Raw genomic sequence first — 25805 nt, forward strand, 5'->3', positions numbered from 1 at the left:
TAACAATAACAATACTATAGGGAGGGGAGCGTAGATGACGCTGGAACTCAAGGGTGTCAGCAAGGTGTCGGGGGGTGAAACTCACATCCACCCCACCGACCTGACACTCGAAGCCGGTACGATGAACGTGCTGCTCGGGCCGACGCTGGCCGGAAAGACCTCGCTGATGCGGCTGATGGCTGGGCTCGACGTTCCCGCCACGGGCTCGATTCATTGGCGCGGTGAGGACGTCACCGGCATGCGTGTCCAGGACCGCAAGGTCGCGATGGTCTACCAGCAGTTCATCAACTACCCCTCGATGACGGTCTACGACAACATCGCCTCGCCGATGCGCCTGATGGGCCGCGACCGGTCCGAGATTGACTCCGCCGTGCGCAAGACCGCCGACCTGCTGAAGCTGACGCCGATGCTGGACCGCAAGCCTTTGGAGCTTTCCGGCGGTCAGCAGCAACGCTGCGCACTGGCCCGCGCGCTGGTCAAGGACGCGGGGCTTGTGTTGCTGGACGAGCCGCTTGCGAACCTCGACTACAAGCTGCGCGAGGAACTGCGCGCCGAGATCCCGAAGATCTTCGAGGAATCCGGCTCGATCTTCGTCTACGCCACCACCGAGCCCGAGGAAGCGCTGCTTCTGGGCGGGAACACCGCGACGCTCTGGGAAGGGCGGGTGACCCAGTTCGGCCCGACGCCACAGGTCTACCGCCAACCGGCGGACGCGACGACCGCGCGGGTGTTCTCGGACCCGCCGATGAACTTCCTCGCGATCTCGAAGGCCGGGCACAAACTGATGTTCGGCGACGGTCAGGCGGCCGACGCGACCGGCAAACTGGCCGAGCTTTCAGACGGTCGCTACCTCGCGGGGTTCCGACCCAACCACCTGGCGCTCAATCACCACAGTGGCAATGCGATGAAATTCGGCTGCACACTCGAAGTGACTGAAATCACCGGCTCCGAGACCTTCGTGCACCTTGATCATCATGGGGAACGCTGGGTCGGGCTGGTCGGCGGCGTGCAACACCTGACGCTGGGCGCGCCGATCGACGTGTACCTGGATCCGGCGCATGTCTACATCTTTGCCGAGGACGGCGCGCTGGTCGCCCCCGCGGCCTATGCGCTGGCGGCGTGAGGGGGAACCGATGGCACAGATCACGCTGAAGAACCTGGCGCATTCCTACCTGACCTCGCCCAAAAGCGATGCGGACTTTGCGCTGAAGGAATTGAACCACGTCTGGAAGGACGGTGAGGCCTATGCGCTGCTGGGTCCCTCGGGTTGCGGCAAGTCCACGCTGCTCAACATCATCTCGGGCCTGCTGGTGCCGAGCCAGGGCCGGATCCTCTTCGGTGACGATGACGTGACCGAGAAGACTACCGCCGACCGTAACATTGCGCAGGTGTTTCAGTTCCCGGTCGTCTACGACACGATGACCGTGCGAGACAACCTGGCTTTCCCGCTACGCAACCGCGGCGCGGACGCGGCCTATGTCACCCGGCGCGTCGACGAGATCGCGAAGATGATCGGCATGGAGGCCGAACTCGACCGCAAGGCGCGCGGACTGACCGCCGACGCCAAGCAGAAGATCAGCCTCGGCCGCGGCATGGTCCGCGAGGACGTGAACGCGATCCTCTTCGACGAGCCGCTGACCGTGATCGACCCGCACATGAAGTGGGAGCTTCGCACCCAGCTGAAAGAGCTGCACAACCGCTTCGGTCACACGATGATCTACGTGACCCACGACCAGACCGAGGCGCTGACCTTCGCCGACAAGGTCGTGGTGATGTACGACGGCCGCGTGGTCCAGATGGGCACGCCCGAAGAGCTGTTCGAGACGCCCGCGCACACGTTCGTCGGCTATTTCATCGGCTCGCCCGGCATGAACCTGCTCGATGCGAAGGTCGACGGCGGTTCGGCCTACGTCGACGGCACGCAGATCCCGCTGGGCGCCGCCTACGGCAATCCGCAGGGCAAGGTACAGATCGGTATCCGCCCCGAGTTCGTGACTCTGACCAGCGACGAGGGCGTGCCCGTCAAGGTGCGCCGGGTCGAGGATGTGGGCCGTCACCGCATCATCCGTGCCGATTTCTTCGGCACCGAGATCAACGCCATCGCGCACGAGGGCATGCCGGTTTCGCCCGACATGAACCGCGTTGTCTTCGAGCCGACGAAGGTGAACGTCTACGCCGACGACTGGCGTGTCGCGCCCATCGCGCAGGGGAGGGCCGCCTGATGGAGAAGACCCGCAACGAAAAGGCCTGGTTCCTGGTCCTGCCAGTGCTGATCCTTGTCGCGTTCTCGGCAGTGATACCGCTGATGACCGTGGTCAACTACTCGGTGCAGGATACGTTCGGGAACAACCAGTTCTTCTGGGCCGGGCTCGAATGGTTCAAGGAGACGCTGGAATCCGAGCGTATCCGCAATGCGCTGGGGCGTCAGATATTCTTCACCGGCATCATCCTCGCCATCGAAGTACCTCTGGGCATCCTCGTGGCGCTCTCGATGCCCAAGCGTGGCGTCTGGGCTTCGGTCTGCCTGGTGCTGATGGCGCTGCCGTTGCTGATCCCGTGGAACGTGGTCGGCACCATCTGGCAGATCTTCGGCCGCGTCGACATCGGCCTGCTGGGCCACACGCTGGCCGGGATGGGGATCGACTACAACTACACCCAGAACGCGGTCGATGCGTGGGTCACCATCATCGTCATGGACGTCTGGCACTGGACATCGCTCGTGGCGCTGCTGGCCTATGCCGGCCTGCAATCCATCCCCGAGGCCTATTACCAGGCCGCCAAGATCGACCAGGCGAGCCGCTGGAAGGTGTTCCGGTATATCGAGCTGCCCAAGATGTCTGGCGTGCTGACCATCGCGATCCTTCTGAGGTTCATGGACAGCTTCAAGATCTACACCGAGCCCTTCGTCGTCACCGGTGGCGGCCCCGGCAACTCGACGACGCTGCTCTCCATCGACCTCGTGAAGATGGCGCTCGGCCAGTTCGACCTCGGCCCCGCGGCAGCGTTCTCGATCATCTACTTCCTGATCATCCTGCTGGTTTCCTGGGTGTTCTTCACCGTGATGACCAACCTCGACAAGAAGGAGGGCAAGTGATGCCGACCGACACGGCCCTCGACCAGCCCCGCAGCCGGTCCATGAGCCTGCCTCGGATCAACGGGCGCGCGGTGGTGATGGTGCTCTACCTCGCCTTCCTGCTGATCCCGATCTACTGGCTCGTGAACATGAGCCTGAAGTCCAACGCCGAGATTCTCGGCAGCTTCTCGCTCTGGCCGCGGAACCTGACGTTCGAGAACTACATCACGATCTTCACCGATCCGGCGTGGTACTGGGGCTATATCAACTCGATCATCTACGTGACGATGAACACAGTGATCTCGATCACCGTGGCACTGCCAGCGGCCTACGCCTTCTCGCGCTATACGTTCATGGGCGACAAGCACCTGTTCTTCTGGCTGCTGACCAACCGCATGGCGCCGCCGGCGGTCTTCGCGCTGCCGTTCTTCCAGCTTTACAGCTCGGTGGGCCTGTTCGACACGCACATCGCCGTGGCGCTGGCGCATACGCTCTTCAACGTGCCGCTGGCGGTGTGGATCCTCGAAGGGTTCATGCGCGGCGTGCCGAAAGAGATTGACGAGACCGCCTATATCGACGGCTACGGGTTCGGGCGCTTCTTCGTGAAGATCTTCATGCCGCTGATCGCAAGCGGGATCGGCGTAACCGCCTTCTTCTGCTTCATGTTCAGCTGGGTGGAGCTGCTGCTCTCGCGCACCTTGACCAGCGTGGACGCCAAGCCGATCGCAGCGACGATGACCCGCACGGTGTCCGCCTCCGGCCTCGACTGGGGCGTGCTGGCGGCGGCCGGGGTGCTGACCATCGTGCCAGGCGCGCTGGTGATCTACTTTGTCCGCAACTACATCGCCAAGGGCTTCGCCCTGGGCCGCGTGTAAGGGGGAACCGCTATGGCATGGATGGCATGGACATGGCCCACGGCGATCTTCTTCGTCGTCATCGCAGTGCTTCTGGTGATCTTCAGCGTGCTCGCGATCCGCTTCCCCGAGACGCCGCGCGTGGGCGTCCTGCGGATCGAGACGACCCGCGGCGATCGCCTTTTCATCACGCTGCTCGGCTCGGCCTTCATCAACCTCGGCTGGCTCGGGCTGGTGGATGCGCCGCAGTGGGGCGCGCTGATCGTCTGCCTGGTCTACGCAGCGGCCGTGTTCCGCTTCGTCTGACCGCACCGGGATCCGCGTCCGGTCCCCGGGCGCGGCCGTTTGCTACCAAGTTCAATACCAAGGGAGGAAAAACATGAACTTGTCCTTGAAATCGACCACGGCCATGGGCCTGGCGCTGAGCCTTCTGGGCGCGCCTGCCTTTGCCGGCATGGAAGAGGCGATGGAGTTTCTCGACAACGAGATCGCCGGCGTCTCGGTCCTCGACCGCGCTGCCCAGGAAGCCGAGATGCAGTGGTTCGTCGACGCCGCCCAGCCCTTCGCTGGCATGGAGATCAGCGTCGTCTCGGAAACCATCACGACCCACGAATACGAGGCGCAGGTCCTGGCGCCCGCGTTCAGCGCCATCACCGGCATCCAGGTCACCCATGACCTGATCGGCGAGGGTGACGTGGTCGAGAAACTGCAGACGCAGATGCAGTCGGGCGAGAACGTCTATGACGCCTACGTCAACGACTCGGACCTGATCGGCACGCACTGGCGCTACCAGCAGGTGCGCAACCTGACCGACTGGATGGCGGGCGAGGGCGCCGACGTGACCAGCCCGACGCTGGACATCGACGACTTCATCGGCACCCAGTTCACCACCGGTCCGGACGGCAAGCTCTACCAACTGCCCGACCAGCAGTTCGCGAACCTCTACTGGTTCCGCTACGACTGGTTCAACGACCCCAAAAACCAGGAGGACTTCAAGGCCGAGTACGGCTACGACCTCGGCGTTCCGGTGAACTGGTCCGCCTACGAGGACATCGCAGAGTTCTTCACCGGCCGCGACCTGAGCCATCTGGGCGTCGATGGTGACGTCTACGGCAACATGGACTACGGCAAGAAGGACCCGAGTCTCGGCTGGCGCTACACCGACGCTTGGATGTCGATGGCCGGCATGGGCGACAAGGGCGAGCCGAACGGTCTGCCGGTCGACGAGTGGGGCATCCGCGTCAACGAGAACTCGCAGCCCGTCGGTTCGTGCGTGGCGCGGGGCGGGGCGACCAACAGCCCGGCGGCGGTCTATGCCGTCACCAAGGCCATCGAATGGCTCGAGAAGTACTCCCCCCCGACCGCTGCGGGTATGACCTTCTCCGAAGCCGGCCCGGTGCCCGCACAGGGCCAGATCGCTCAGCAGATGTTCTGGTACACCGCCTTCACCGCCGACATGGTGGGTGACGGCGCGGCTGCCGTTCTCAACGAGGACGGCACGCCCAAGTGGCGCATGGCTCCGAGCCCGCACGGCGTCTACTGGGAAGAGGGCATGAAGGTTGGCTACCAGGACGCCGGTTCCTGGACGCTGATGGAATCGACCCCGGTCGACCGCGCCAAGGCCGCCTGGCTTTATGCGCAGTTCGTGACCTCGAAGACCGTGGATCTGAAGAAGTCCGACGTCGGCCTGACCTTCATCCGCGAATCGACGATCAACTCGGACCACTTCTCCGAGCGTGCCGAGAAACTGGGCGGTCTGGTCGAGTTCTACCGTTCGCCCGCCCGCGTCCAGTGGTCGCCGACCGGCACCAACGTTCCCGACTACCCGAAGCTCGCGCAGCTCTGGTGGCAGAACATCGGTGACGCGATGTCCGGCGCCAAGACCCCGCAGGAGGCCCTCGACGCGCTTTGCGCCGACCAGGAGCGGGTTCTGGAGCGCCTAGAGCGTGCCGGCATCCAAGGCGACATTGGCCCGGTCATGAACGAGGAAATGGACGCCGAGCACTGGCTCAGCCAGCCGGGTGCACCGAAGGCCAAGCTCGAGAACGAGGACGAAGAGCCCAAGACAGTGTCCTATGACGAGCTGATCGCCTCCTGGCAGTAAGCCTGGATCTGATCGCGTGAAAACCGCCGGGGCCTTCGGGCCCCGGCTCGCGTTTGCGGGGAAAGACTCGCGGCGTGAAACAAGGGGCAGGGCGGCGCGTTGTGTCTTCCATGACGGAAGAGACAGGAGCGAGCGCATGATGGACTGGATGTCCGCCAACAGCGATCTGGTCAACATCGTGCTGAACGCGTTGATGACCCTGGTCTGGTTGATCTACCTGCACCTGCTGCTGACTGGCGCAAGGCGTCAACGGCGCACCAACATTCATATAAATCGCTCTGCCGGCAACGGCGACGAGGCGGAGTGCGTCATCACCAACATGGGCGCCGAGCCGATCTACCTGATCGACATCATCGCCGACCTGAGCATAGACGGCGGGACCCATTCCACGGTGGTCACGGACCGCGACGAGCTGGGCGAAGACGATCTTTCGGACATGCTGGAGAAATCGAACCAGGTGCCGCTCAACAGCGGCGAGCACCGCGCCGTCGGAAATTTCCGCAATCTCGTCTGGCGGGCGATCAATCATCTCGACCTGAACGACTGTCAGGACGAAATCGACACGCTCAAACTGACGGTGGTGGTCGCCGGGCACGAAAATCAGATCGCCGCGGCCGAGAAGGAGTACTACGTCGTCACCCACAAGGACGGGCGGCACAAGTTCATTGCCCAGAGCATGCTGACGACCCAACTGCGCAGCATGCGCAAGCGGCGGCATATCCAGAAGCGGATGGAGGCGAACCTGCGCCTCGAAAGCGAGCAGGCTCAGGAGCGGGAGGACGAACGCCGGGCGGCGTGAGGGAAGAATCCCAACAGGCTAGCCCTTGCGCCCCTTCTTGTACCCCTGTCGCGCCGCGGCCCCCGCGCCCACACCGCGGAAGAAAGCCTGCACAAGGTCCGGCTGTGGTGGCGGGGTCTCTTGCGTTGGGGGTGCCTCCTCACCGGCCAACGCCAGCAGGATCAACCCGACGCCGGAATAGCTGAGCCCGATCGCCAGCGCAGCCACGAGGTGGCCAGCTACGGCGGCCAAAGCGATCCAGGCGGCGGCGGTCATGATCCCGAGGCCAACCGCCAGCATCAGCCCGCCGGCAATGCCCAGCAGCCCGCGCCGCAGCAAGCGTTTGCCGAGGCCCACCGCGCTGCTCAGCGCCGGCCCGTCATCAATCCGACCAGGAAACCCAGCCCGGCGGCAACCCCGACGGCCGTCGCGGGATGCTCGCGCACCGTCGTCTCGGCGTCCGCATAGGCGCGCATCGCCTGCGCTTGCGCCTCGGTCAGCTTGGCCTCACCCTTGGCGGCCAGATGCTCGCCTTGCGCCTTGCCGTAGTCCTTCAGGGTCTCGGTCAGGGTCGCGATGTCGTTTTTCAGTGCGCTGATCTGCGCCTGAAGGTCGTCGAGGGTCGGTTCGCTGTTGCTGCTGGTGGCGCGCGCCATGTCTGGTCTCCGTTGCACACAATATTTTTCTGTTAACGCCTCTGCGGGCGAAAAGTTCCCGGGTTTATTTATACGCCGATTTCATGCCTTCGGGAACAAATAACCGAGGGCGGCGTTTTCTGTTCATGTCGGCGGTCAGTCGTCGCTAGAAATGATAGGAGATCGACAATGCTTGGTTGGGCACTCGCCTTCCTGGTGATCGCTCTGATCGCCGGTGTGTTCGGATTTGGCGGTATCGCCAGCGCATCCGCCGGGATCGCGCAAATCCTGTTCTTCGTGTTCATACTGCTGTTCGTCATCGCGCTCGTCGCCCGTGCCGTACGTGGCCGCCCGCCGATGTGACGGATCAACGGATACCCCCAACGGAAGAAGGCGGCCCCACCGGCCGCCTTTTTTCGTGATTACCCCGTGAGGAACCGTCCGCGAAGCCGAGCGGTTTAGACGTATACCCTGACCGAAAGGAGCAAGACATGACCACTCCGCTGCAGATCACCCCGTCTTCGACCGATCCTGCAACCGGCCCCAAGAACTTCGACACTCTGGCCGAGGCTCTGTCGAGCGTGCTCGGGGACACGTACCGGTTGATGATCAAGACCCACAGCTATCACTGGAACGTCGAGGGGCCGCTGTTCCATGCGATCCACACGATGACGGAAGAGCAATATGGCGATCTCTTCGCCGCAACGGACGAACTGGCCGAGCGCATTCGTGCTCTGGGTCACCTGGCGCCGGGCAGCATCTCGGACATCGTCGGCGGTTCGGTGGTCGGCGAGACGGTCGAAGCGCCCACTGCCGGTGAAATGGTGCGGGACCTTGCCAGCGATCACGAACGTGTCGCGCAACGCCTGCACGCGCTGATCCGGCTGTCCGAGGCGCAGAACGACCCGGTCACCGCCGACATGGCGACTGCGCGCTCCGCCTTTCACGAGAAAGCCGCCTGGATGCTGCGCGCAACTGCTGCCGAGTAAGCTGCTGCTGCGAGTACGACTTACTGAAAACGGGATCGCGTCCGGCTGGACGCGATCCCCTTTGGCATTCGTACCCTTGCTGCGGCGTCGAGGGGCTCCGCCGCCAAAGCCCTCCGTGTTAATATGCCGGAAAACAGATGTTTCCGGAGGGGGAGGCATGAGATACCTGCTGAAGGCCGCCTGCATCGTGGCGATGCCCGCTACAACGAACGCACAAACCACCGAGCCGGACCTCGAGATGGGCGCCCGGCTTGTCGATGCGCGTTGCGCGTTCTGCCACACCGAGAAGTCTCTGCCGGAACTCGTCGAACGCTGTTCGAGCGTGCACGGCGAGGACTACCTCGACACTTTCCTCACCGATCACCATGCCCCGGACGAAGCGGCGCGTGCGGATATCATCGCCTATCTCACCTGCGAGGCGCCGGAGTAGCCTCGGGAAGTCGGACGCGCATACGTAAACGCCCCCGCAGATATCTGCGGGGGCGCTGTTCGCCGAGACGACACGGGGTCGCCGTCAGGCCTGGAGGGTCTCGGTGCTCGAGAAGAACATCGCCTGGCTGACCGCAGACTGTACCTGTGCCTCGGAGTAGGGCTTGGTGATGACGAAGGCCGGCTCGGGCCGGTCGCCGGTCAGCAGCCGCTCGGGGTAGGCGGTGATGAAGATCACCGGGATATCGCCGGCAGATGTCAGGATCTCGTTCACCGCGTCGATGCCCGACGAGCCGTCGGCCAACTGGATGTCCGAAAGGATCAGGTCGGGCCGCTCGCGCGACACCTGCTCGACGGCGCTCTTGTGGGTGCGGGCGACACCGGTGACCGAATGGCCCATCTCGGTGACGATGCTCTGCAGATCGAGCGCAATGATCGGTTCGTCCTCGATGACCAGGATGCGGCCGCGCATGGATTCTTCCATCTCGCGGTGCGCGACCGAGATCAGATGCTCGACCTCGCTTTCCGAGATTTCCATGATCGAAGCGATCTCGGGCTTCGTGAACTCCTCGACGGTGGACAGCAGCAGCGCCTCGCGAGTGTCGGGGGTCAGCTGCGCGATCCGGCGCTGCGCGCGCTCCATGATACCGGTCTCGGATTCCTCGACCGGGGCACCGGCGCTTTTCCAGATCATGTGGAATGCGCGGAACAATGCAACTTTCGGCGCCAGTTCGCGTTGTATGATCGACGGGTCCTCGAGAATGGCTTCCAGCGTGGCCGCGGCGTAGTTGTCACCGGAGCTCTGACTGCCTGTCAGGGCGCGTGCATAGCGCCGCAGATAAGGTAGCAGCTGCCCCACGGTTTCGGAGAAAACGGCACCTTGTGCGTCGTCGGACATGAATATGACCCTTTTTGCATTTTTTCGGGAACCTAACGCAGGGAGTATGCGTTCGGTTCCCGACAAGAGCAGATTTTTGTGACTCGACAGGATCGCAGATGGGAAATGAAGAAGAAAAGTCTGGCCTGGAACGGCAGATAGAGGAAAACCTGCGCCGGGTTTACCAGCAAAGCATGGAAGAGGACGTCCCTGACCGTTTCAAGGACCTTCTGTCCAAGCTGAAAGCTCAGGAAAACCAGTTTTCCAAGGAAAGCAGCTCTCAATGACCACGGCAAAAGCCAAGGACATCCTCGACCCTCGTGAAGAGTTGGTCGAGCACCTTCCCGCTATGCGCGCTTTCGCGCTGAGCCTGACCCGGAACCGGGCGGCGGCGGACGACCTTGTTCAGGATGCCGTGGTCAAGGCCTGGCAGAATATCGAGAAGTTCGAGCCGGGGACAAACCTGCGGGCGTGGCTCTTCACGATCCTGCGCAACCTTTTCTATTCGGCGCGGCGCAAGTCCAAGCGCGAGGTGCAGGACAGTGACGGCGCGATGGTCGCAACGCTTTCCGAGAAACCCGAACATGATGGCCGCCTGGCCCTCGCGGACTTCGAGCGCGCCTTCGCCCAGCTCACCGACGAGCAGCGAGAGGCACTGGTGCTGGTCGGCGCCTCGGGCTTCTCATACGAGGAGGCGGCCGAGATGTGCGGCTGCGCGATGGGTACCATCAAGAGCCGGGTGAACCGGGGCCGTGCGCGGCTGGTCGAGATCCTTCAGCTCAGCGACGACGAAGCGCTCGAGATGACGGACAAGACAACGATGGCCGTGGTGACCTCACGCATCATGCCGAACAAGGAACAGGTTTGAGAAAACAGCTGCGAGAGGTCACAAGCGGCCTCGCGTTCCGGATTGCAGTTCTACTGGCCCTGGCGCTTCTGCCCGTCGGGGCCATTGCCGTTTATCAGACCCTGCAAGTCGTCGCGCGCGCCAACGCGCAGGCCGAGGACGCGCTGCTGGCGGTTGCATCCGACGCCGCCGCACGCGAGGCAGGACTGATCCGCACCGCAATCGGTGCCGGGCAAGCCATCGGCGCCATGTCTCTTGCGCTGCGGGACGATGCCGAGGCGTGTCATGAACTGCTTGGCGACTTCGTCCGCATTTCCGGCAGCTACTCCTTCGCCGCATATGTCAGCCCTGACGGAATGCTGTGTTCTTCCGGCGGCCACCTGCGGGATGTCAGCGGCGCCCGCATCCACCAGCTGATGCTGGAAGCGAACGGTCCGCAAGTCGAGCTGGTCAGCGGCGATATGCTCGCCGGCGTTCCGTCGGTGGTGGTCCTCGTTCCGATGCGCGCTGACAGCGGTGAGTTCGATGGCTACGTTTCCGTGGCCCTACCGCAGACCCGCCTGTTCAGCCGGCTCGACGAAGTCTCGAGCGAGCGGCCCGTGGACGTTGTGACCTTCAACGATGCGGGAAACGTGTTGTCATCCGAAGCCGGGCTCGACCAGGTCGATCAGCGGCTTCCGGCGGGGTTCGAGCTGGCCGATTTTATCGGCGAGCCCGCCGTGGCCTTCACTGACAGGACCCGCGGCGGGCAAAGCCGGGTATTCGCGGTCGTGCCGCTGATAACCAACACAGTCTATTCGATCTCCAGCTGGGACGACGACGCGCTTGCCTACGCGCCCAGCTTGCGGAACCTTATCATGCCGGTGCTGTTCCCGGCGCTGATGTGGCTGGCCAGCCTGGCGGTCGCGTTCATGGCCGTCCGGCGCATGGTGATCCGGCCGACACGGAACCTGCGGGCGCGGATGCTGCTCTTCATGCGCTCGCGTCAGGTCAGCCCCCCGAAGTTCGACCGGCTTGTGTCGTCCGAAATGCGCGACATCGACCAGACCTGGAGCCGAATGGCCGAGAGCGTGATCCGCGACGAGGCCGAACTCGAGGACATGCTGCACGACAAGACGGTGCTGCTGAAAGAGGTTCACCACCGGGTGAAGAACAACCTCCAGCTTATCGCCTCGATCCTCAACATGCGTATTCGACGAACCAAGTCGCGTGACGCGCGCGGAGTGCTGCAGGACGTACAGCACCGCGTGATGAGCATGGCGACCGTGCACCGCCATCTCTACGAGACCTCCGACGAGGGGCGCGTGCGAATGGACGAGCTTATGCCGACCATCGTCGATCATGTGACCGGCGCGGTTTTGGACCCGGCGCTGGACATCGAATTGACCCAGGATTACCGGCCGCTGGTGCTCTATCCCGACCAGGCGGTTCCACTGACTCTCGCTGCAACCGAAACCATCACCAACGCGTTGAAATACATCGGGAGGCCGGACGACGGCGCCCCCTGGATATCCATCAGGCTCTTCCGCGAGGACGAGACGACCGCCGTGCTGGAAGTTGGCAACTCGCTGGGGACGGACCTCGGCGGCAAGGAGCCAGCGGCCGGAAGCGGCATGGGAGAGCAGCTGATCCGCGCCTTCGCGGCGCAGCTCGAAGGGACGGTCTCGCACGAGACCGGGGATGCCAGCTACGTCGTCGTCCTGCGGTTCCCGGTGCAACCATTCGATCAAGGCGCGGCCTGAAGGAGACGGCAGAATGCGCGATCTCGATACGATGGCGGAGCCGGTTGCGGCTTCCGCCACACAAGAATTCGATAAAGGCGAAGCTCCCCGGGATCTGAAGGTGCTCGTCACCGCCGGCGAAGCGTACCCCGCCTTCGAGCGGGCGGTACTCGAAGCGCGGGACCAGATCACGATGGGCTTCCGCATCTTCGATCCACGCACTCTGCTGCGGTCCGCGCAGGGCAAGGCGGTCGGGCGCGACTGGGCCGATCTGCTGGCCCACGCGCTGGCGCGCGGTGTGAAGGTCGATCTCTACCTCGGCGACTTCGATCCGCTGATGGCGACCGAACTGCACCGCACCTGCTGGAACAGCATGCGCGTTCTGGCCGGCGTGCGGGAACTGGCGGGACCGGGGGCCGCACCGCTCATCGTGCGCCCGCTCCTGCATCCCGCGGCGGTCGCGCCGATCCCGCGGCTGGTGTTCTGGCCGCTCACTGCCCTGATCCGGCGCCGGAAATCCGCTTGGCTGCGGAACCTGCCAGAGGGCGAGCGCGACCTTTGCGCTGCCGAAACCCCCGGTCTCCGCGCCCTTCAGGGCCTGCCGCCGTTCAGTCCGGTGCCGCTGTTCCCGGTCTCGCATCACCAGAAGATCGCGGTGATCGACGAGGACCGACTCTACATTGGTGGGCTGGATCTCGACGAGCGGCGCTGGGACGATCACGATCATGACCAGCCGGCTCAGCAGACTTGGCACGACGTGCAGGTGCTGATCCGCGATCCCGAGATGGCGCGGGCAGGGCGCACCCACCTGCGCAGCCTGCCTGCGGTGACGTCTGGCGACGAGCAGCCGCCCGCGACGCCGGGCGTGCTGCGCACGGTCTCGCGCCGCCGCCGCAGGGCTTCGCTCGCGCTCTCGCCCAAGAACGTCGTGCGCGAGTTGTCCGAGGCGCATCACCGGCAGATCTCCAAGGCCGAGAAGCTGATCTACCTGGAAACCCAATTCTTCCGCGACCGCCGTATCGCGCTGCGTCTCGCGGCGCGTGCCCGGCGTGCGAAGGATCTGAAGCTGGTGCTGCTGCTGCCCGGCGCGCCCGAGGTTGTGGCGTTCACCAAAAGACCGCCGCTCGACGGCCGGTTCGGGGATTTCCTGCAGACCAAGTATCTGCAGTTGGTCAAGCGTGCTTTCGGCGACCGGATGCTGATCGCCAGCCCGGTGCAGCGGCGCGTCCGGAACAATCTGGATCTTGACGCAGAGCGCGCGGCCCTCTGGGGCTCGCCGCTGATCTACCTGCACTCCAAGGTATCGATCTTCGACAACAACGCGGCGGTGGTGTCTTCCGCCAACCTGAACGGCCGGTCCATGAAATGGGACACGGAAACCGGTGTCTGCCTGACCGACCCCGAGGAGGTGCGCAAGGTGCGCGAGCAGATCTTCCGCAAGTGGATGCCCGACGACCCGACACCTGAAGCGCTCGACCCGGACACGTCCTTCGAGCACTGGAAACAGATCCTGTCCGACAATGCCCGCAGCCAGCCGGAGCAGCGGCGCGGCTTCCTGGTGCCCTATGACATCCGCGCGGCACGTGCGACGGCGATCCCGGTCCCGGGGATGCCCGAGGAAATGGTCTGAAGAAAACGCGATAATCCATTGAGCAAAAAGAAAGCGGGCCCCGATCGGGGCCCGCTCTTTTTGTGCGCTTTGGAGTGACGACTTACCCTTCGTATTCGGGCAGGTTCTCCAGCTGCTCTTCGGTCATGTCGACATAGATACGGATGTTATCCGTAGCATCGCCCTCGACCATGCCATCACCTTCCGGCTGCAGGCGCAGTTCCTCGAAGTTCACGGCCACCGGCTTTTCGCCGAGACCCAGGAAGCCGCCAACGTCGATCACGACCTCTTTCACCTTGCCGGTGTCGTCGAGGATCAGCTCCGAGATCTCGCCCAGGCGATCATCGTCGATGCCGAAGACGGGGGCGCCATCCAGGTCTTCACTGTTGATGTCGGCCAGCGACATGCCGGCTTCGGCTTCGGCCGAGGTGTCCATCGTGCCTTCGAGCGGAGCGTCGCCCTCGGCGGTGATCTCGGCGTCGGCTTCGCCGTCGGCCGGCATCGGATCGCTTTCAGCCGTCGTTTCCGCTTCGCCTTCGGCGGGCATCGCGTCGGTTTCCGCGGTCGTTTCCGCTTCGCCTTCGGTGGGCAGGGCCTCGCCGTCGGTGGCGACATCAGCCTCGGTCTCGACTTCGCCTTCGACCTCGGCCTCGGTGGTCAGCACGGCGCCGCCTTCGGCGGGCACGGCTTCCTCGGTCTGGGCCTGGATCTCGGCGTCGGTTTCGGTTTCCGTGGTCACGGCGTCCTGGGCGAAGGCGGTGCCTGCGATCAGGGCCATCGCGGTTACGGAAGCAAAGGTTTTGGTCATACGCATCGTAGTTCCTCCTCTCTGGCGCCGAAAGGGCGCGTCAGATGACCGGATAACGCCGATGTTGTCCTGCGGTTCCCGCTATGGCGGAAACTCGCCGGTTCCATTGAGAAGATTTTTTCTGACGAGTTTTCAGCCCGAAACGCAGGGCGTTAGAGCATTCAATTGCCACCTGACTTGCGCGGCGCGAGGGTTACGATGGCAAGCCCCGCAAGAAGCAGCGCGGCGCCGGCCAGACGGGCGGGCGTGACCGGCTCGTCCAGCACGAAGATTGCGAGGAGCCATGCGGTCAGCGGCTCGGCCAATGCCAGGGTCACGGCGGTGGAGGCCGTCACCCGCCCGAGGCCCCAGGTATAAAGCGCGTAGGACAGCGCCGTCGCACCGATGCCGAGGAACAGAAGTCCGGGCCAGGCGCTGGGGGCGGCGGCCCAGCCGACGGGGACGAGGAAGAGGACCGGCAGCAGGGCGAGCGCGGCGGTGCCGAAGGTGGCCGCCGCGAGGGTTGTGGAAGGCGCATGCTGCGAGATCCGACTGGTGGCCAGCGAGTAGCTGGCATAGGCGGCCCCGGCAGCCGCGGCCAGCAGGTAGCCGAGCGCGGAACCCGAGGCGGTGCCGCCCGAGAAAACCAGCAGGCAGGCCCCGGCGATAGCGAGCATTTGGCCTCCGGCGCGAACCGGACCGGGCATCTGGCGTTGCAGGGTGATCTCGTAGAGCGTGACCCAGACCGGGGCGCTGCCGATAGCGATGGCGGTGCCGACGCCGACCCCGGCCTCGATCACGGCGAGGAAGAAGAGCAGGTTGTAAAGGCCGATCGAAAGCCCTGCGAAGATGACGCCCGGCAGGGGAAGGTCGCGGAAGCCGAGGCGGCTGTTGCGCGATGAAAGCGCCAGCGCGAAAAGGGCGAGGGCGCCGATCAGGACGCGCAGGGCGGCGACCACCAACGGCTGGCGTTCCGGCGGGAGCAGGGCCTGCACGGTTCCGGTCGTCCCCCAGAGCATCGCCGCCGCGATCACCGAGGCAATGCCGAGCATTCGTGCCGTTCCCGTCATCGCCCGCCTTTCACGCTGCAATTCGCGAGGTTTTCGCCTAGCGCCGGTGCGGCGGCTTTGCAACCGGCGGGCGCAACTCGCGGGTTTCCAAGTGACAAGCCGGGCGCGCGGCTCTAGCACGGCGGGACGAGCAGAAAAGAAGAGGCGCAGGATGATCGAAGACGGGACCGTTGCGGTGTTATTTTGGCTGCTGGCGCTCGGCTCGGCCGCGCTGGACCGGGAAGACGGGCTTTTCGAGATGGAAGGCCGGCAGGCTTTCGGGACCGTCGGCATCGCCGCGCCCGAGATTGAGGGCGACAGTTTCGGGACCGAACTTCGGGTCAGCTACTACCCGGGCGTGGCCTACGGGCCGCTGCGGCCGGTGCTGGATGTCTCGGCCAATACCGAGGGGCTGGGCTTTGCCGGGGCAGGGTTCGCGCTGCAAAAGGATTTCGATCTGGGGCCGCTTCCGCTTTACGCAGGCATGGAGTTCGTGCCGGGTGTCTGGATCGGAGACCGCCCGGACGAGCTGGGCGGGGCGTTCACCGTGCGCTCGGGCGTCGAACTTGGCGTGCATCTCGACGGGCTGAACGGGGCGCGGGTTTCGGTGATGGCGGACCATCGCTCGAACGCCAACATCTATTCCGAGAACGCCGGGATGGAGACCATCGGCCTGCGCTTGCACATGCCGTTCTGAGTGCGCGTTTCAGCGTGAAAATCAGGGATTTCATCGTGAAAACCCCCTTAAGTCCTTGAAGTATAAAGTGAAAAGTTTCTTAAAACTTCGTAAACGGCGTCTTCACCGGTTCTGAGCCGCGGTCGCAGGCGGGACATCGCAGGGCGAAAACCGGCGTGACTTGACCCGCTGCGGGTGCCAGCATCCGCCCGAAAGGGGGGGCACATGAGCGGCACGGAAGACGCGGGCGGATCGCCGCCCTGTTTCCTGCATGAACTGGACCCGGCCTATAGCGGCGTGACCGATGCGCAGACCGCGCGGGACGTGGCGCGCTGGCGCAAGGCCGAGCGGTCGCGGCTGATCGAGGCGCGGATGGCGTTGAGCCAGGCGGAGCGGGCGGCGTTCGGCGAAAGGATCGCCGCGACGCTGGATGCGCTGCTGCCGGACCTAGAAGGGCTGACCGTCAGCACCTACTGGCCGTTTCGCGGAGAGCCGGACTTGCGCCCGTGGATGGGGGCAGTGATTGACCGGGGCGGGGCCTGCGCCCTGCCTGTGGTCGTGGAGAAGGCGGCGCCGCTGATCTTCCGGCTCTGGAGCCCGGGCTGCGCAATGACGCGGGGCGTGTGGAACATTCCGATCCCAGAGGCCGGCCCCGAAGTGGTGCCCGATGTGGTGATCGCGCCCGTGGTGGGCTTCGATCCCGAAGGCTACCGGCTGGGCTATGGCGGCGGGTTCTATGACCGGACGCTGGCAAAGCTCGGCCCGCGCAGGGTGATCGGCGTGGGCTATGCGGGGCAGGCGATCCCGACGATCTTCCCCCAGCCCCACGACGTGCCGATGGGCGAGATCGTCACCGAGGCTGGCCGGGCCTTTCCCTGAGCTGCAATCCTAGTTGCCGGACACCGGCGTGACGCGCGCCTCGGCAGCGGGCGGGGGCAGGGCCTCGAACCAGTCGAGCGCCATTTCGGACCAGCCAGCGGGGACGCTGTGGCCGCCGGTGTGGAGCGCGAATTCCAGCGCGGTGCCGGGGGTGCATTCGGTCCACGAGCGGCGCCAGAACGAGCCTGAGGTGTCGAACGTGTCGGCACGCAGGATCTCGCACCCGTTCAGCTCGCGCAGCACCGAGAGCCCGTAGAACACGTCGCCCTGCAGGATCGTGCCGCCGCCGAGCGGGCGGCCTTCGAGGGGCACGGTCGTGTCGCGCCAGCCGTGGGTGTGCAGAAGTTGCACCGGCCCCGCGCAATCCTCGGTGACCGGGTGCGGACGCCAGAATGCCCCGGCGACCGGGGCATAGGCGCGGGCCAGCGAGGGATCCTCGCAGGCGAGATACCAGACCAGCGAGCCGCCGATGGAGAAGCCCGACATCAGGACGCGGTCGCGGTCGACGCGGTGGCGGCGCGCGGCGTCGTCGATCAGCTGGCGGGTGAACTGCGCCTCGTCGCGGAGTTTCTCGCGCTCGGGGTGGAAGGACCAGCCCGGGCCGAAGCGGGAGCCCGGGCGCGGCAGACCGTCCGGGGCGATCACCGCGAAGCCGTGGTCGAGGAAGGTGTCGACCATGCCGGTGTTCGACAGGGTCCGCGCGCCGGTGCCGCCGGCGCCGTGGTAGAACAGCAGCGCGGGCCAGCCGCTGGCGGGCGGCTCGCCCTCGGGGATTGCCATGCGGTAGCTGCCCAGCGGAACCTCGCACGCGGGGCCGTCCTGGCCGCAATCCTGCGCGCCCGAGGGCAGGGCGGTTGCGATCAGCGCGGCAAGGGCCGCGAGCAATGTTCGGGACGCGCGCACGAGTTCACCTTTCCTTGACCATCTGCCGCGACGATGTGGCCGCCCCGGCACGGGGTCAATTCACGATGCGGTCACCCGCCGCCCCTTGCAGCCGCCCGCCACGAGGCTTATTCCTTTTTGACAGCAGAGTGACGCCAAAGACATTCACGAACCGCCCCAGATCGGGCGGGCCCTTGAGAGGCAGGACGACATGAACGATCCGCTTTCCGCGCTGACGAGCTTCATCATCCCGACCGTGGATGAAACCACCGCACGCGGCTCGATCCGCTACGACATCTTCTCGCGCCTTCTGAAGGAGCGGATCATCTTCGTCTCGGGTCCGGTCCATGACGAGATGGCGACGGTGATCGTCGCGCAGCTTCTGTTCCTCGAGGCGGAGAACCCGAAGAAGGACATCGCGATGTACATCAACAGTCCCGGTGGCATCGTCACCTCGGGCCTGTCGATCTACGACACGATGCAGTACATCCGGCCAAAGATCTCGACCGTGTGCATCGGGCAGGCGGCCTCGATGGGCTCGCTGCTGCTGGCGGCGGGCAGCCCCGGCATGCGCTATGCGCTGCCGAACGCGCGCATCATGGTCCACCAGCCCTCGGGCGGGTTCCAGGGCCAGGCGACGGACATCATGATCCACGCCCGCGAGACCCAGTCGCTGAAGAAGCGCCTGAACGAGATCTACGTCCGCCATACCGGCCAGAAGCTGGAAGAGGTGGAAGCGGCGCTGGATCGCGATAATTTCATGACCGCGGACCGGGCCAAGGAATGGGGCCTGATCGATGAAGTGGTCGCCAGCCGCGCCGGCGAGGACTGAGCGCGGCCGCGCCCGGCGCGTCCGGGCAGGACATGACGGATATTTCGCATGCCGCGGGGGCGTCGTTGCCGCCCGGCACGGGGTGCGGAGGACCGGGGCATGTGGTCACGGGTCCTTTGCCGCCTTGGCATTTTTGGCGCCGTCTCTTGTCATTTCCGCTTTGACCATGCCTTAATGGCTCAGGCGGAAAATGACTCGGGCAGAGCAGATGCCCCGCAGGCCACCGGGCCGCTGGGGCAGAGGAGGAAACGATGAGCAAATCAGGCAGCGGCGAGAGCAAGAACACGCTCTACTGTTCGTTCTGTGGCAAGAGCCAGCACGAGGTCCGCAAGCTGATTGCCGGCCCGACCGTGTTCATCTGCGATGAATGCGTCGAGCTTTGCATGGACATCATCCGCGAGGAAACGAAGTCCAGCCTGGTCAAGTCGTCCGAAGGGGTTCCGACCCCGCAGGAGATCTGCAACGTTCTGGACGACTACGTGATCGGGCAGGAGGTCGCCAAGCGCGTTCTCTCGGTCGCCGTGCACAACCACTACAAGCGGCTGAACCATGCCAGCAAGAACCCCGAGGTCGAGCTGGCGAAGTCGAACATCATGCTGATCGGCCCGACCGGCTGCGGCAAGACGCTGCTGGCGCAGACGCTGGCGCGGATCCTGGACGTGCCGTTCACCATGGCCGACGCCACCACGCTGACCGAGGCCGGTTACGTGGGCGAGGATGTCGAGAACATCATCCTGAAGCTGCTCCAGTCCGCCGAGTACAATGTCGAACGGGCGCAGCGCGGCATCGTCTACATCGATGAGGTCGACAAGATCTCCCGCAAGTCCGACAACCCCTCGATCACCCGCGACGTCTCGGGCGAGGGCGTGCAGCAGGCGCTGCTGAAGATCATGGAAGGCACCGTGGCCTCCGTGCCGCCGCAGGGCGGGCGCAAGCATCCGCAGCAGGAGTTCCTGCAGGTGGACACGACCAACATCCTGTTCATCTGCGGCGGCGCCTTCGCGGGGCTCGACAAGATCATCGCGCAGCGCAACAAGGGCTCGGCCATGGGCTTCGGTGCGGACGTGAAGGACGAGGAAGACCGCCGCGTGGGCGAGGTCTTCAAGGAGCTGGAGCCCGAGGATCTGCTGAAATTCGGCCTGATCCCGGAATTCGTCGGCCGTCTGCCGGTGATCGCAACGCTCAACGATCTGGACGAGGATGCGCTGGTCACCATCCTGACCAAGCCGAAGAACGCCCTGGTCAAGCAGTACCAGCGCCTGTTCGAGATGGAGGACGTGCAGCTCACGTTCACCGACGAGGCGCTGACCTCGATCGCCAAGCGCGCCATCGAGCGCAAGACCGGCGCCCGCGGCCTGCGCTCGATCCTCGAGGAAGTGCTGCTGGACACGATGTTCGAGATCCCCGGCATGCAGGGCGTCGAGGAGGTCGTGGTCAACGAGGAAGCCATCGACCGCAAGGGCGATCCGCTGCTGATCTACGCCGACAAGAAACAGGAGCCCGCCAGCGCCAGCTGACAGGCGCGGGGCCGAGGCTCCGGGTATCATTTGGCCCGCCGGATGCGTTCCGGCGGGCTTTTTGGTTGATGGATTCTGGCAACAGATGCCGACCGGTCAAGAAGCCGAGTTGGAGTTCGCCCGATCATTCCGCGATTGGCGCGCCTGGAACGGCCTCGAAGGCGTTGGATTGCGCAACCTCCGCTTCTCCGCGCTTCGTACCTGGCAAAATCTCGAACAGAGGGTCGAATTCCACCATCGTCCCAGCGAGTTTTGCCAGCACCGTGAGGTCACCATCGGCTTGCGCTGCGCCGGACGCGATCTGGTCTTCGAGATTGACCTCGCCGGTCATTGTCTTCTCGAGTTCTGCACGGTCGATCACCAGCGTCAGATCCGGCGCGTCAGAAAGAAAGCCCTCGAGATTGGTGAGCGTCGCGTTCTCCATATCGATGGTGAATCTTTCGCCGTTGTCCGGGGTGATGAGGTTGATCGTGAAGCGCAACCCTTCCGCCTTGCGGCTATCCATCTTGATGCCGAGGAAGTTGAGGAAGAGCTCGGTCGACATCGCTCGGATCACGTCCGCGCTCGTACTGTCGGGGATTTCTGCGTCGGAGATTCCGGAACGCAGTTCGTAGGCGCCGGCCAGGAAACTATTGCGTAGCCCCGGGTTCTCTTGCTGGTATCCGAGCTGCTCCCAGACGTCCGCCAGCAAATCGCGGGCATCCTGATTGCCGGGGTCGGACAGGAACAGCCGGTTGAGAATCTCGGAAGCCTCCATGTACTGGCCGGCATCGTGCAACTCCTTTCCCCTGGCCATGATCTTTTCCGCTCCACCCATCATTTCGACGTAGAGTGGTGCGGAAGCCTCGGGTGAGAGCGGGATCAGCGTCGCCGGGTTCGCATCCCAGAAGCCAAGGAAGCGCTGGATCACGCCGCGGCTGTTGTGCTGTGGAGAACCATGGTAGCCACGCGCATGCCACGTCTGCTTCAGTCCCTCGGACGGCTCGTAGACATTGTGGATCTGGTTGATCGTCACGCCCTGGTTCGCAAGGTGCAGCACCTGGTTGTTCATGTGGGCGTATAGATCACGTTGCCCGCGAAGCACTTCCTGGATGCGATCGTTTCCCCAACGCGGCCAGTGGTGTGAATAGAACATCACCTCTGCTTCCGTCCCGAAAAGATGCAGCGCGCGAGCTGTATACTTCGACCATCGAAGTGGGTCGCGAACCGGTGCACCGCGCAGCGTATAGATGTTGTGCAGCGTCCCGGTGACGTTCTCGGCCATCCAGAGTGCCTTCATCTCGGGGATGTAGGTGTTCATGTTGGAGGGAGCCTCTGTCCCCGGCGTGTTCTGAAATACCATCCGCACGCCATCCACCTCGATATACTCGATGTCTTCTTCGATGATGCGCGTCGGTGCGATGAGGCCGATCGCGCCGAATGACACGCGTTTCCCAAGCCCCTGATTGACAAAACCGTAGGGACTGACCGTTAGTTGAGAACCATACTGGTAGGACAGCCGGCGGTTCATTGCATTCCCGGCGTAGACGTTTTCCGAGATCGTATGTTCCATGAAGTCCCGGGGGGCGATGATCTCCACCTTGCCCGCGCGGACGTCCGCTTCATCCACGACGCCACGAACGCCGCCCCAGTGGTCAGCATGCGAATGCGAATAGATCACCGCGGTTACCGGCAGGCCCTCGCCGACATGTTCCTGGAACAGCTTCAAGGCCGCGCGGGCCGGTTCCGCCGTCAGAAGTGGATCGATCACGATCCAGCCCGTCTTTCCACGTACGAAAGAGACATCGGAGAGATCCAGGCCTCGGACCTGGTAAATGCCGGGTATCACCTCGTAGAGACCGTAGTTCTGGTTTAGCTTGGATATCCGGAGCAGTGACGGGTGTATCGTCTCCCACTCCCGATCCTCGTCGAGGAAGTCGAACGCACCCTTGTCCCAGGCAACGTGACCGGCATCGGCCATTATTTGACGGTCCGGCATTTCAGCAATGAAGCCGCGCTGCTGCTCGTCGAAGTCGCGTGTGTCGCTAAACGGAAGCCCCTCACGTGCCTCCGCCAGAACACGGAGCGTGTGCTCGGATGGTGGCTTTCCCTTGGGATGGAAGTGGCCGTCCGCTGGCGCGGCGTCTTGCGCCCGCACGGTGCCGTCTTCTGACAAGAATGTAGGCGTCACAGCGAAGGCCGCCCCTGCGGCGGGGATAGCTTTCATGAAGTCGCGACGGGTAGTCATGGCCATGGCTCCTGATCGTGCATCGTGATCCAGTATTGCCTTGCCGGAAAACTGGATCACTGATTTGGATCAACTTGAACATGACGCTTTAAGAAGTTTGCATTAGGCACTGACATATCAACACTATTATCCCCCAGGGGCATCTACTGAGGTATTGCGCGCGATCAAGTTTGGCGGGTTAGGGTGCAATCCTTGCTTCTAGAAACAATCGAAACACCTTCGTGCTCCCCGCGGAGAACGACTGAAACAGTCCGGGCGCATGGTCTTCCTGCAACCAACAACATGGAAGGACATGAGATGACTGTTCAGACCGGCTATGGCCCTGTAATTCACCAGATCGTCGGCCCCTATTCGCAGTGGCCCCGCCGCCGGCCGGCCGTATCGCCGCGGCGTGTCGGGATCCTCGTCGGCACTGCCGGGATCGGCGCCGCCTTCGCGCATTGTGTGCTGCCGCTAATCGTCTAAGCCCCGCCGCGCCTCCGGCTTGACGCACCCCGCGAGGTGCGCGAGCAGGGGGCGGGTGGCGTGGAAGGACGGGATATGGAGCGCAGACGGATTTCCTCGGGATCGCGGTTCGAGGATGAGATCGGGTATTCCCGGGCGGTGGTCTGCGATGGCTGGGTGTTCGTCTCGGGGACCACGGGGATGGACTATGCGACGATGACGCTGGCCGATGGCGCCGCGGCGCAAGCGGTTCAGGCGCTGCGCAATATCGAAGCGGCCCTGGCCGAGGCGGGGGCGACGCTCGACGACGTGGTGCGGGTCACCTACGTGCTGCCGGACCGGACGGACTTCGAGGCCTGCTGGCCGGCGCTGCGGGCCGCTTTCGGCAAAGCGCGGCCCGCGTCGATGATGATCGAGGCGGGGCTGATCGACCCGGCGATGAAGATCGAGATCGAGGTTACCGCGCGGCTTCGCGCCTAGGCTCTGGACCTTGGCCCCCGGCCTCAATAGAAGGGGTGTGAGTTCAAGGAGAGGCACGCCATGAGCCTGCTGGCACAGCTATTCACCTGGTGGAACGGCCAGACCGTCGGAACCCGCATTTTCACCTCGCGCCACGGCAAGAAGGTGGGCGAGGATGCGCAGGGCAACGTGTTCTATCAGACCGCCGACGGCAAACGCCGCTGGGTCATCTACAACGGCGAGGCCGAGGCCAGCCGGGTCAGCCCGGAGTGGCATGGCTGGCTGCACCACACCTTCCAGGCGCCGCCGACCGAAGAGCCTCTTCCGACCAAGCCCTGGGAGAAGCCGCACCAGCCGAACATGACCGGTACGCCCGCCGCCTATCACCCGCCCGGCAGTCTCTATTCCGCGCAGCCCAAGGCGCGCGCGGATTACGAAGCCTGGTCGCCGGAGTAAGCGTATGGCCAATTCGGTAACCGAGACGCTGCTGGGCGCGGCGGTTCTGCTGACGGCCGCGGGGTTCGTGTTCTACGGCAGCCAGACCACCGGGCTCGGTGTCGGCGGGGACGGGCGCTATGACCTGAACGCGCGCTTCGTGTCGGTCGAAGGGATCGCGGTCGGGACCGACGTGCGGATGGCTGGGGTCAAGATCGGCGCGGTCAACAAGCTTGCGCTGAACCCGCAGACCTACCAGGCCGAGGTCGGGCTGGCGATCAATGACGCGATCCAGATCCCGGACGACTCGGACGTGAAGATCGCCTCCGAGGGGCTGCTGGGCGGGAACTTCGTCGAGATCACCCCCGGCGGCTCGGAGTACATGCTGGAAGAGGGTGACGAGATCGTGCTGACCCAGAGCGCCATCAGCTTCCTGAACCTGCTGATGAAATTCGTCACCGGCGACGACGAGGGTAACTGAGAATGCGCCAAGGCGTCCGCTTCGCGGCGCTCGTGACCGCGGCTGCGGTCGCGGCGCTGCCCACAGTTGCGCAAGACATCGACCTGAGCGATCCGGGCATCCTGACGCTGCCGCTGGATCAGCTGCCATCGGGGCCAAACGATCCGCAGCCCAGCGTCGAGGACCAGTTGCGCGACCTTCCGCAGGATCTGGCCGACGAGCCGAGCGAGCTGGAGGATCCGTTTGCGGACGAGCCGCGCGCGCGGATCCCGGAAGAGCCGCCTGCGAATGCGGTGCAGGTCATCCCCGGCACGATGGTCGAGGCGCCAAAGGCGCGGCTGCGCGGGCTCGACAAGCTGACCAACACCGTCAACGATTTCGAGATCGAGGTCGGCCAGACCCTGGCGTTCAAGCGCCTGATCGTGACGCTGGAGGCTTGCCGCTACCCCCAGGGCGAGATCACCGAGGAGGCCTATGCCTTCCTGCGGATCCGCGATCAGCGTGAAGACGACGAGCGGTTCGCGGGGTGGATGCTGGCCTCAAGCCCGGCGCTGTCAGCCCTGGACCACCCGCGCTATGACGTCTGGGTGCTGAGCTGCAGCACCAGCTGAGGCGGTTCTGACAGCGGCAGCCGCCAGAAATCGGCGGGGCGGCGCAGGGCTTCTTCAAGGTGCTGATGATAGCGGGCGCGGGGGATTTCGACCGCGCCCATGCGTTCAAGATGTTCGGTGACGAACTGGGTGTCGAGCAGGCTGAAGCCGCCGACCCGAAGCCGGGCGACAAGGTAGACCAGCGCGATCTTCGAGGCGTCCGGTTTCAGCGAGAACATGCTTTCGCCGAAGAATGCGCCGCCGAGTGCGACGCCGTAGAGACCGCCGGCCAGCTCGCCCTCGGACCAGACCTCGACCGAATGAGCGTACCCCATGCGGAACAGGTCGTGGTAGAGTTCTTCGATCTGCGGGTTGATCCAGGTCTCGTCCCGGTCGGCGCAGGCGTCCACGACATCCATGAAGCGGGAGTTGATCCGTACGTCGAAACCGCCACGCTTGATCGTGCGCTTCAGCGAGCGGGAGACGTGCAGCCCGTTGAGGGGAAGCACGCCGCGCAGTTTGGGATCGACCCAGAAGATTTCCGACGCGTCGGCCCCTTCGGCCATCGGGAAAATGCCCGAAGCGTAGGCCTCGAGCAAGAGGCGGGCGTTGATCGGGGGGTAGTTCGGGTCGTCTCTCATCCCGTCTCGGC

Annotated in this window: 31 protein-coding genes; 23 read left to right on the top strand and 8 right to left on the bottom strand. The window is 64.4% G+C overall.

The window, feature by feature from the left end; translation table 11 throughout:
- The first annotated feature begins 34 nt into the window (after positions 1-34).
- The 7 genes from ACW9UR_RS11955 to ACW9UR_RS11985 all read left to right on the top strand — a co-directional run bounded on the left by ACW9UR_RS11955 (position 35) and on the right by ACW9UR_RS11985 (position 6830).
- A complete protein-coding gene (locus ACW9UR_RS11955) occupies positions 35-1123 on the top strand; it encodes an ABC transporter ATP-binding protein (protein ID WP_458917219.1) in 1089 nt (362 codons plus the stop codon).
- A 10-nt stretch (positions 1124-1133) separates the two neighbouring features.
- Positions 1134-2222 carry an ABC transporter ATP-binding protein gene (locus ACW9UR_RS11960; RefSeq protein ID WP_458917220.1) on the top strand — a complete coding sequence of 363 codons (1089 nt, stop codon included), beginning with the start codon at positions 1134-1136 and terminating at the stop codon, positions 2220-2222.
- Positions 2222-3094, top strand: coding sequence for a carbohydrate ABC transporter permease (locus tag ACW9UR_RS11965; protein ID WP_458917221.1), 873 nt, complete (start codon positions 2222-2224; stop codon positions 3092-3094). Before ACW9UR_RS11960 ends, ACW9UR_RS11965 begins: the two co-directional genes overlap by 1 nt.
- A 41-nt stretch (positions 3095-3135) precedes the next feature.
- Positions 3136-3948, top strand: a complete 813-nt coding sequence (locus tag ACW9UR_RS11970) for a carbohydrate ABC transporter permease (protein WP_458917786.1) — start codon at positions 3136-3138, stop codon at positions 3946-3948.
- Between the two features lie 12 nt (positions 3949-3960).
- Positions 3961-4233, top strand: a complete 273-nt coding sequence (locus tag ACW9UR_RS11975; protein WP_458917222.1) for a DUF2160 domain-containing protein — start codon at positions 3961-3963, stop codon at positions 4231-4233.
- 73 nt (positions 4234-4306) lie between these two features.
- On the top strand, positions 4307-6031 hold the full coding sequence (locus ACW9UR_RS11980) for an ABC transporter substrate-binding protein (RefSeq protein WP_458917223.1): 1725 nt from the start codon (positions 4307-4309) through the stop codon (positions 6029-6031).
- Positions 6032-6167: 136 nt separating this feature from the next.
- On the top strand, positions 6168-6830 hold the full coding sequence (locus ACW9UR_RS11985) for a hypothetical protein (protein WP_458917224.1): 663 nt from the start codon (positions 6168-6170) through the stop codon (positions 6828-6830).
- A gap of 18 nt (positions 6831-6848) precedes the next feature.
- Here the strand turns inward: ACW9UR_RS11985 and ACW9UR_RS11990 are convergent, their stop codons facing one another.
- Both ACW9UR_RS11990 and ACW9UR_RS11995 read right to left on the bottom strand, forming a co-directional pair.
- The gene (locus ACW9UR_RS11990) at positions 6849-7166 is read right to left on the bottom strand and encodes a hypothetical protein (RefSeq protein ID WP_458917225.1); all 318 of its coding nucleotides are present in this window, start codon (positions 7164-7166) and stop codon (positions 6849-6851) included.
- A gap of 8 nt (positions 7167-7174) precedes the next feature.
- Positions 7175-7465 (bottom strand): DUF883 family protein, encoded by a 291-nt coding sequence (locus ACW9UR_RS11995; RefSeq protein WP_458917226.1) that lies wholly within the window; start codon positions 7463-7465, stop codon positions 7175-7177.
- 168 nt (positions 7466-7633) lie between these two features.
- Here ACW9UR_RS11995 and ACW9UR_RS12000 point away from each other — a divergent pair, with 168 nt between their 5' ends.
- The 3 genes from ACW9UR_RS12000 to ACW9UR_RS12010 all read left to right on the top strand — a co-directional run bounded on the left by ACW9UR_RS12000 (position 7634) and on the right by ACW9UR_RS12010 (position 8863).
- Positions 7634-7807 carry a DUF1328 domain-containing protein gene (locus ACW9UR_RS12000; RefSeq protein ID WP_458917227.1) on the top strand — a complete coding sequence of 58 codons (174 nt, stop codon included), beginning with the start codon at positions 7634-7636 and terminating at the stop codon, positions 7805-7807.
- A gap of 128 nt (positions 7808-7935) precedes the next feature.
- A complete protein-coding gene (locus ACW9UR_RS12005; protein WP_458917228.1) occupies positions 7936-8433 on the top strand; it encodes a Dps family protein in 498 nt (165 codons plus the stop codon).
- 157 nt (positions 8434-8590) lie between these two features.
- A complete protein-coding gene (locus ACW9UR_RS12010; RefSeq protein WP_458917229.1) occupies positions 8591-8863 on the top strand; it encodes a hypothetical protein in 273 nt (90 codons plus the stop codon).
- A gap of 84 nt (positions 8864-8947) precedes the next feature.
- Here ACW9UR_RS12010 and ACW9UR_RS12015 read toward each other — a convergent pair whose 3' ends face one another.
- Positions 8948-9760 carry a response regulator gene (locus tag ACW9UR_RS12015; RefSeq protein WP_458917230.1) on the bottom strand — a complete coding sequence of 271 codons (813 nt, stop codon included), beginning with the start codon at positions 9758-9760 and terminating at the stop codon, positions 8948-8950.
- A 98-nt stretch (positions 9761-9858) separates the two neighbouring features.
- Between ACW9UR_RS12015 and ACW9UR_RS12020 the strand changes: the two genes are divergently transcribed.
- From ACW9UR_RS12020 to ACW9UR_RS12035, 4 genes are read left to right on the top strand one after another with little or no spacing between them, the layout of a single operon-like run.
- Positions 9859-10026, top strand: coding sequence for a NepR family anti-sigma factor (locus ACW9UR_RS12020; protein ID WP_458917231.1), 168 nt, complete (start codon positions 9859-9861; stop codon positions 10024-10026).
- On the top strand, positions 10023-10607 hold the full coding sequence (locus tag ACW9UR_RS12025; RefSeq protein WP_458917232.1) for an RNA polymerase sigma factor: 585 nt from the start codon (positions 10023-10025) through the stop codon (positions 10605-10607). Before ACW9UR_RS12020 ends, ACW9UR_RS12025 begins: the two co-directional genes overlap by 4 nt.
- Positions 10604-12328: a sensor histidine kinase gene (locus tag ACW9UR_RS12030; RefSeq protein WP_458917233.1), complete on the top strand. Its 1725-nt coding sequence runs from the start codon at positions 10604-10606 to the stop codon at positions 12326-12328. Before ACW9UR_RS12025 ends, ACW9UR_RS12030 begins: the two co-directional genes overlap by 4 nt.
- 13 nt (positions 12329-12341) lie before the next feature.
- On the top strand, positions 12342-13937 hold the full coding sequence (locus ACW9UR_RS12035; RefSeq protein ID WP_458917234.1) for a phospholipase D family protein: 1596 nt from the start codon (positions 12342-12344) through the stop codon (positions 13935-13937).
- Between the two features lie 82 nt (positions 13938-14019).
- Here ACW9UR_RS12035 and ACW9UR_RS12040 read toward each other — a convergent pair whose 3' ends face one another.
- Positions 14020-14730, bottom strand: coding sequence for a PRC-barrel domain-containing protein (locus tag ACW9UR_RS12040; protein WP_458917235.1), 711 nt, complete (start codon positions 14728-14730; stop codon positions 14020-14022).
- 155 nt (positions 14731-14885) lie between these two features.
- Positions 14886-15755, bottom strand: coding sequence for a DMT family transporter (locus ACW9UR_RS12045; protein WP_458917236.1), 870 nt, complete (start codon positions 15753-15755; stop codon positions 14886-14888).
- A 169-nt stretch (positions 15756-15924) separates the two neighbouring features.
- On the opposite strand from ACW9UR_RS12045, the gene ACW9UR_RS12050 reads away from it, so the two are divergent.
- Complete coding sequence (locus tag ACW9UR_RS12050) at positions 15925-16449, top strand: acyloxyacyl hydrolase (RefSeq protein ID WP_458917237.1); 525 nt, start codon at positions 15925-15927, stop codon at positions 16447-16449.
- A gap of 204 nt (positions 16450-16653) precedes the next feature.
- A complete protein-coding gene (locus ACW9UR_RS12055) occupies positions 16654-17307 on the top strand; it encodes a 5-formyltetrahydrofolate cyclo-ligase (RefSeq protein ID WP_458917238.1) in 654 nt (217 codons plus the stop codon).
- 9 nt (positions 17308-17316) lie between these two features.
- On the opposite strand, the gene ACW9UR_RS12060 is transcribed toward ACW9UR_RS12055, so the two are convergent.
- Entirely contained in the window at positions 17317-18210 is an 894-nt protein-coding gene (locus ACW9UR_RS12060; RefSeq protein ID WP_458917239.1) for a CE1 family esterase, read from the bottom strand.
- Positions 18211-18400: 190 nt separating this feature from the next.
- Between ACW9UR_RS12060 and ACW9UR_RS12065 the strand changes: the two genes are divergently transcribed.
- Together ACW9UR_RS12065 and clpX are read left to right on the top strand one after the other, a co-directional pair.
- The gene (locus ACW9UR_RS12065) at positions 18401-19021 is read left to right on the top strand and encodes an ATP-dependent Clp protease proteolytic subunit (RefSeq protein ID WP_458917240.1); all 621 of its coding nucleotides are present in this window, start codon (positions 18401-18403) and stop codon (positions 19019-19021) included.
- A gap of 251 nt (positions 19022-19272) precedes the next feature.
- A complete protein-coding gene (clpX, locus tag ACW9UR_RS12070) occupies positions 19273-20538 on the top strand; it encodes an ATP-dependent Clp protease ATP-binding subunit ClpX (protein ID WP_458917241.1) in 1266 nt (421 codons plus the stop codon).
- Between the two features lie 124 nt (positions 20539-20662).
- Here clpX and ACW9UR_RS12075 read toward each other — a convergent pair whose 3' ends face one another.
- Complete coding sequence (locus tag ACW9UR_RS12075; protein ID WP_458917242.1) at positions 20663-22765, bottom strand: alkyl/aryl-sulfatase; 2103 nt, start codon at positions 22763-22765, stop codon at positions 20663-20665.
- 297 nt (positions 22766-23062) lie between these two features.
- Between ACW9UR_RS12075 and ACW9UR_RS12080 the strand changes: the two genes are divergently transcribed.
- From ACW9UR_RS12080 to ACW9UR_RS12100, 5 genes are all read left to right on the top strand, one after another.
- Entirely contained in the window at positions 23063-23230 is a 168-nt protein-coding gene (locus ACW9UR_RS12080) for a hypothetical protein (RefSeq protein WP_458917243.1), read from the top strand.
- Positions 23231-23305: 75 nt separating this feature from the next.
- Positions 23306-23689, top strand: a complete 384-nt coding sequence (locus ACW9UR_RS12085; protein ID WP_458917244.1) for a RidA family protein — start codon at positions 23306-23308, stop codon at positions 23687-23689.
- A gap of 60 nt (positions 23690-23749) precedes the next feature.
- Complete coding sequence (locus ACW9UR_RS12090) at positions 23750-24124, top strand: NADH:ubiquinone oxidoreductase subunit NDUFA12 (RefSeq protein WP_458917245.1); 375 nt, start codon at positions 23750-23752, stop codon at positions 24122-24124.
- 4 nt (positions 24125-24128) lie between these two features.
- Positions 24129-24584, top strand: coding sequence for an outer membrane lipid asymmetry maintenance protein MlaD (gene mlaD / locus ACW9UR_RS12095; RefSeq protein ID WP_458917246.1), 456 nt, complete (start codon positions 24129-24131; stop codon positions 24582-24584).
- 2 nt (positions 24585-24586) lie between these two features.
- Positions 24587-25174: a DUF2155 domain-containing protein gene (locus tag ACW9UR_RS12100; RefSeq protein WP_458917247.1), complete on the top strand. Its 588-nt coding sequence runs from the start codon at positions 24587-24589 to the stop codon at positions 25172-25174.
- Here ACW9UR_RS12100 and aat read toward each other — a convergent pair.
- Entirely contained in the window at positions 25138-25794 is a 657-nt protein-coding gene (gene aat, locus ACW9UR_RS12105; RefSeq protein ID WP_458917248.1) for a leucyl/phenylalanyl-tRNA--protein transferase, read from the bottom strand. The two genes, ACW9UR_RS12100 and aat, sit on opposite strands and share 37 nt — an antisense overlap.
- Positions 25795-25805 lie beyond the last annotated feature (11 nt).

Source organism: Halovulum sp. GXIMD14794 (assembly GCF_054457455.1).

Coding starts and splice junctions, on each gene's coding strand:
- ACW9UR_RS11955 (WP_458917219.1), top strand. CDS start 35: ATGACGCTGGAACTCAAGGGTGTCAGCAAGGTGTCGGGGGGTGAAACT.
- ACW9UR_RS11960 (WP_458917220.1), top strand. CDS start 1,134: ATGGCACAGATCACGCTGAAGAACCTGGCGCATTCCTACCTGACCTCG.
- ACW9UR_RS11965 (WP_458917221.1), top strand. CDS start 2,222: ATGGAGAAGACCCGCAACGAAAAGGCCTGGTTCCTGGTCCTGCCAGTG.
- ACW9UR_RS11970 (WP_458917786.1), top strand. CDS start 3,136: ATGAGCCTGCCTCGGATCAACGGGCGCGCGGTGGTGATGGTGCTCTAC.
- ACW9UR_RS11975 (WP_458917222.1), top strand. CDS start 3,961: ATGGCATGGATGGCATGGACATGGCCCACGGCGATCTTCTTCGTCGTC.
- ACW9UR_RS11980 (WP_458917223.1), top strand. CDS start 4,307: ATGAACTTGTCCTTGAAATCGACCACGGCCATGGGCCTGGCGCTGAGC.
- ACW9UR_RS11985 (WP_458917224.1), top strand. CDS start 6,168: ATGATGGACTGGATGTCCGCCAACAGCGATCTGGTCAACATCGTGCTG.
- ACW9UR_RS11995 (WP_458917226.1), bottom strand. CDS start 7,465: ATGGCGCGCGCCACCAGCAGCAACAGCGAACCGACCCTCGACGACCTT.
- ACW9UR_RS12000 (WP_458917227.1), top strand. CDS start 7,634: ATGCTTGGTTGGGCACTCGCCTTCCTGGTGATCGCTCTGATCGCCGGT.
- ACW9UR_RS12005 (WP_458917228.1), top strand. CDS start 7,936: ATGACCACTCCGCTGCAGATCACCCCGTCTTCGACCGATCCTGCAACC.
- ACW9UR_RS12010 (WP_458917229.1), top strand. CDS start 8,591: ATGAGATACCTGCTGAAGGCCGCCTGCATCGTGGCGATGCCCGCTACA.
- ACW9UR_RS12015 (WP_458917230.1), bottom strand. CDS start 9,760: ATGTCCGACGACGCACAAGGTGCCGTTTTCTCCGAAACCGTGGGGCAG.
- ACW9UR_RS12020 (WP_458917231.1), top strand. CDS start 9,859: ATGGGAAATGAAGAAGAAAAGTCTGGCCTGGAACGGCAGATAGAGGAA.
- ACW9UR_RS12025 (WP_458917232.1), top strand. CDS start 10,023: ATGACCACGGCAAAAGCCAAGGACATCCTCGACCCTCGTGAAGAGTTG.
- ACW9UR_RS12035 (WP_458917234.1), top strand. CDS start 12,342: ATGCGCGATCTCGATACGATGGCGGAGCCGGTTGCGGCTTCCGCCACA.
- ACW9UR_RS12040 (WP_458917235.1), bottom strand. CDS start 14,730: ATGCGTATGACCAAAACCTTTGCTTCCGTAACCGCGATGGCCCTGATC.
- ACW9UR_RS12045 (WP_458917236.1), bottom strand. CDS start 15,755: ATGCTCGGCATTGCCTCGGTGATCGCGGCGGCGATGCTCTGGGGGACG.
- ACW9UR_RS12050 (WP_458917237.1), top strand. CDS start 15,925: ATGATCGAAGACGGGACCGTTGCGGTGTTATTTTGGCTGCTGGCGCTC.
- ACW9UR_RS12055 (WP_458917238.1), top strand. CDS start 16,654: ATGAGCGGCACGGAAGACGCGGGCGGATCGCCGCCCTGTTTCCTGCAT.
- ACW9UR_RS12065 (WP_458917240.1), top strand. CDS start 18,401: ATGAACGATCCGCTTTCCGCGCTGACGAGCTTCATCATCCCGACCGTG.
- clpX (WP_458917241.1), top strand. CDS start 19,273: ATGAGCAAATCAGGCAGCGGCGAGAGCAAGAACACGCTCTACTGTTCG.
- ACW9UR_RS12075 (WP_458917242.1), bottom strand. CDS start 22,765: ATGACTACCCGTCGCGACTTCATGAAAGCTATCCCCGCCGCAGGGGCG.
- ACW9UR_RS12080 (WP_458917243.1), top strand. CDS start 23,063: ATGACTGTTCAGACCGGCTATGGCCCTGTAATTCACCAGATCGTCGGC.
- ACW9UR_RS12085 (WP_458917244.1), top strand. CDS start 23,306: ATGGAGCGCAGACGGATTTCCTCGGGATCGCGGTTCGAGGATGAGATC.
- ACW9UR_RS12090 (WP_458917245.1), top strand. CDS start 23,750: ATGAGCCTGCTGGCACAGCTATTCACCTGGTGGAACGGCCAGACCGTC.
- mlaD (WP_458917246.1), top strand. CDS start 24,129: ATGGCCAATTCGGTAACCGAGACGCTGCTGGGCGCGGCGGTTCTGCTG.
- ACW9UR_RS12100 (WP_458917247.1), top strand. CDS start 24,587: ATGCGCCAAGGCGTCCGCTTCGCGGCGCTCGTGACCGCGGCTGCGGTC.
- aat (WP_458917248.1), bottom strand. CDS start 25,794: ATGAGAGACGACCCGAACTACCCCCCGATCAACGCCCGCCTCTTGCTC.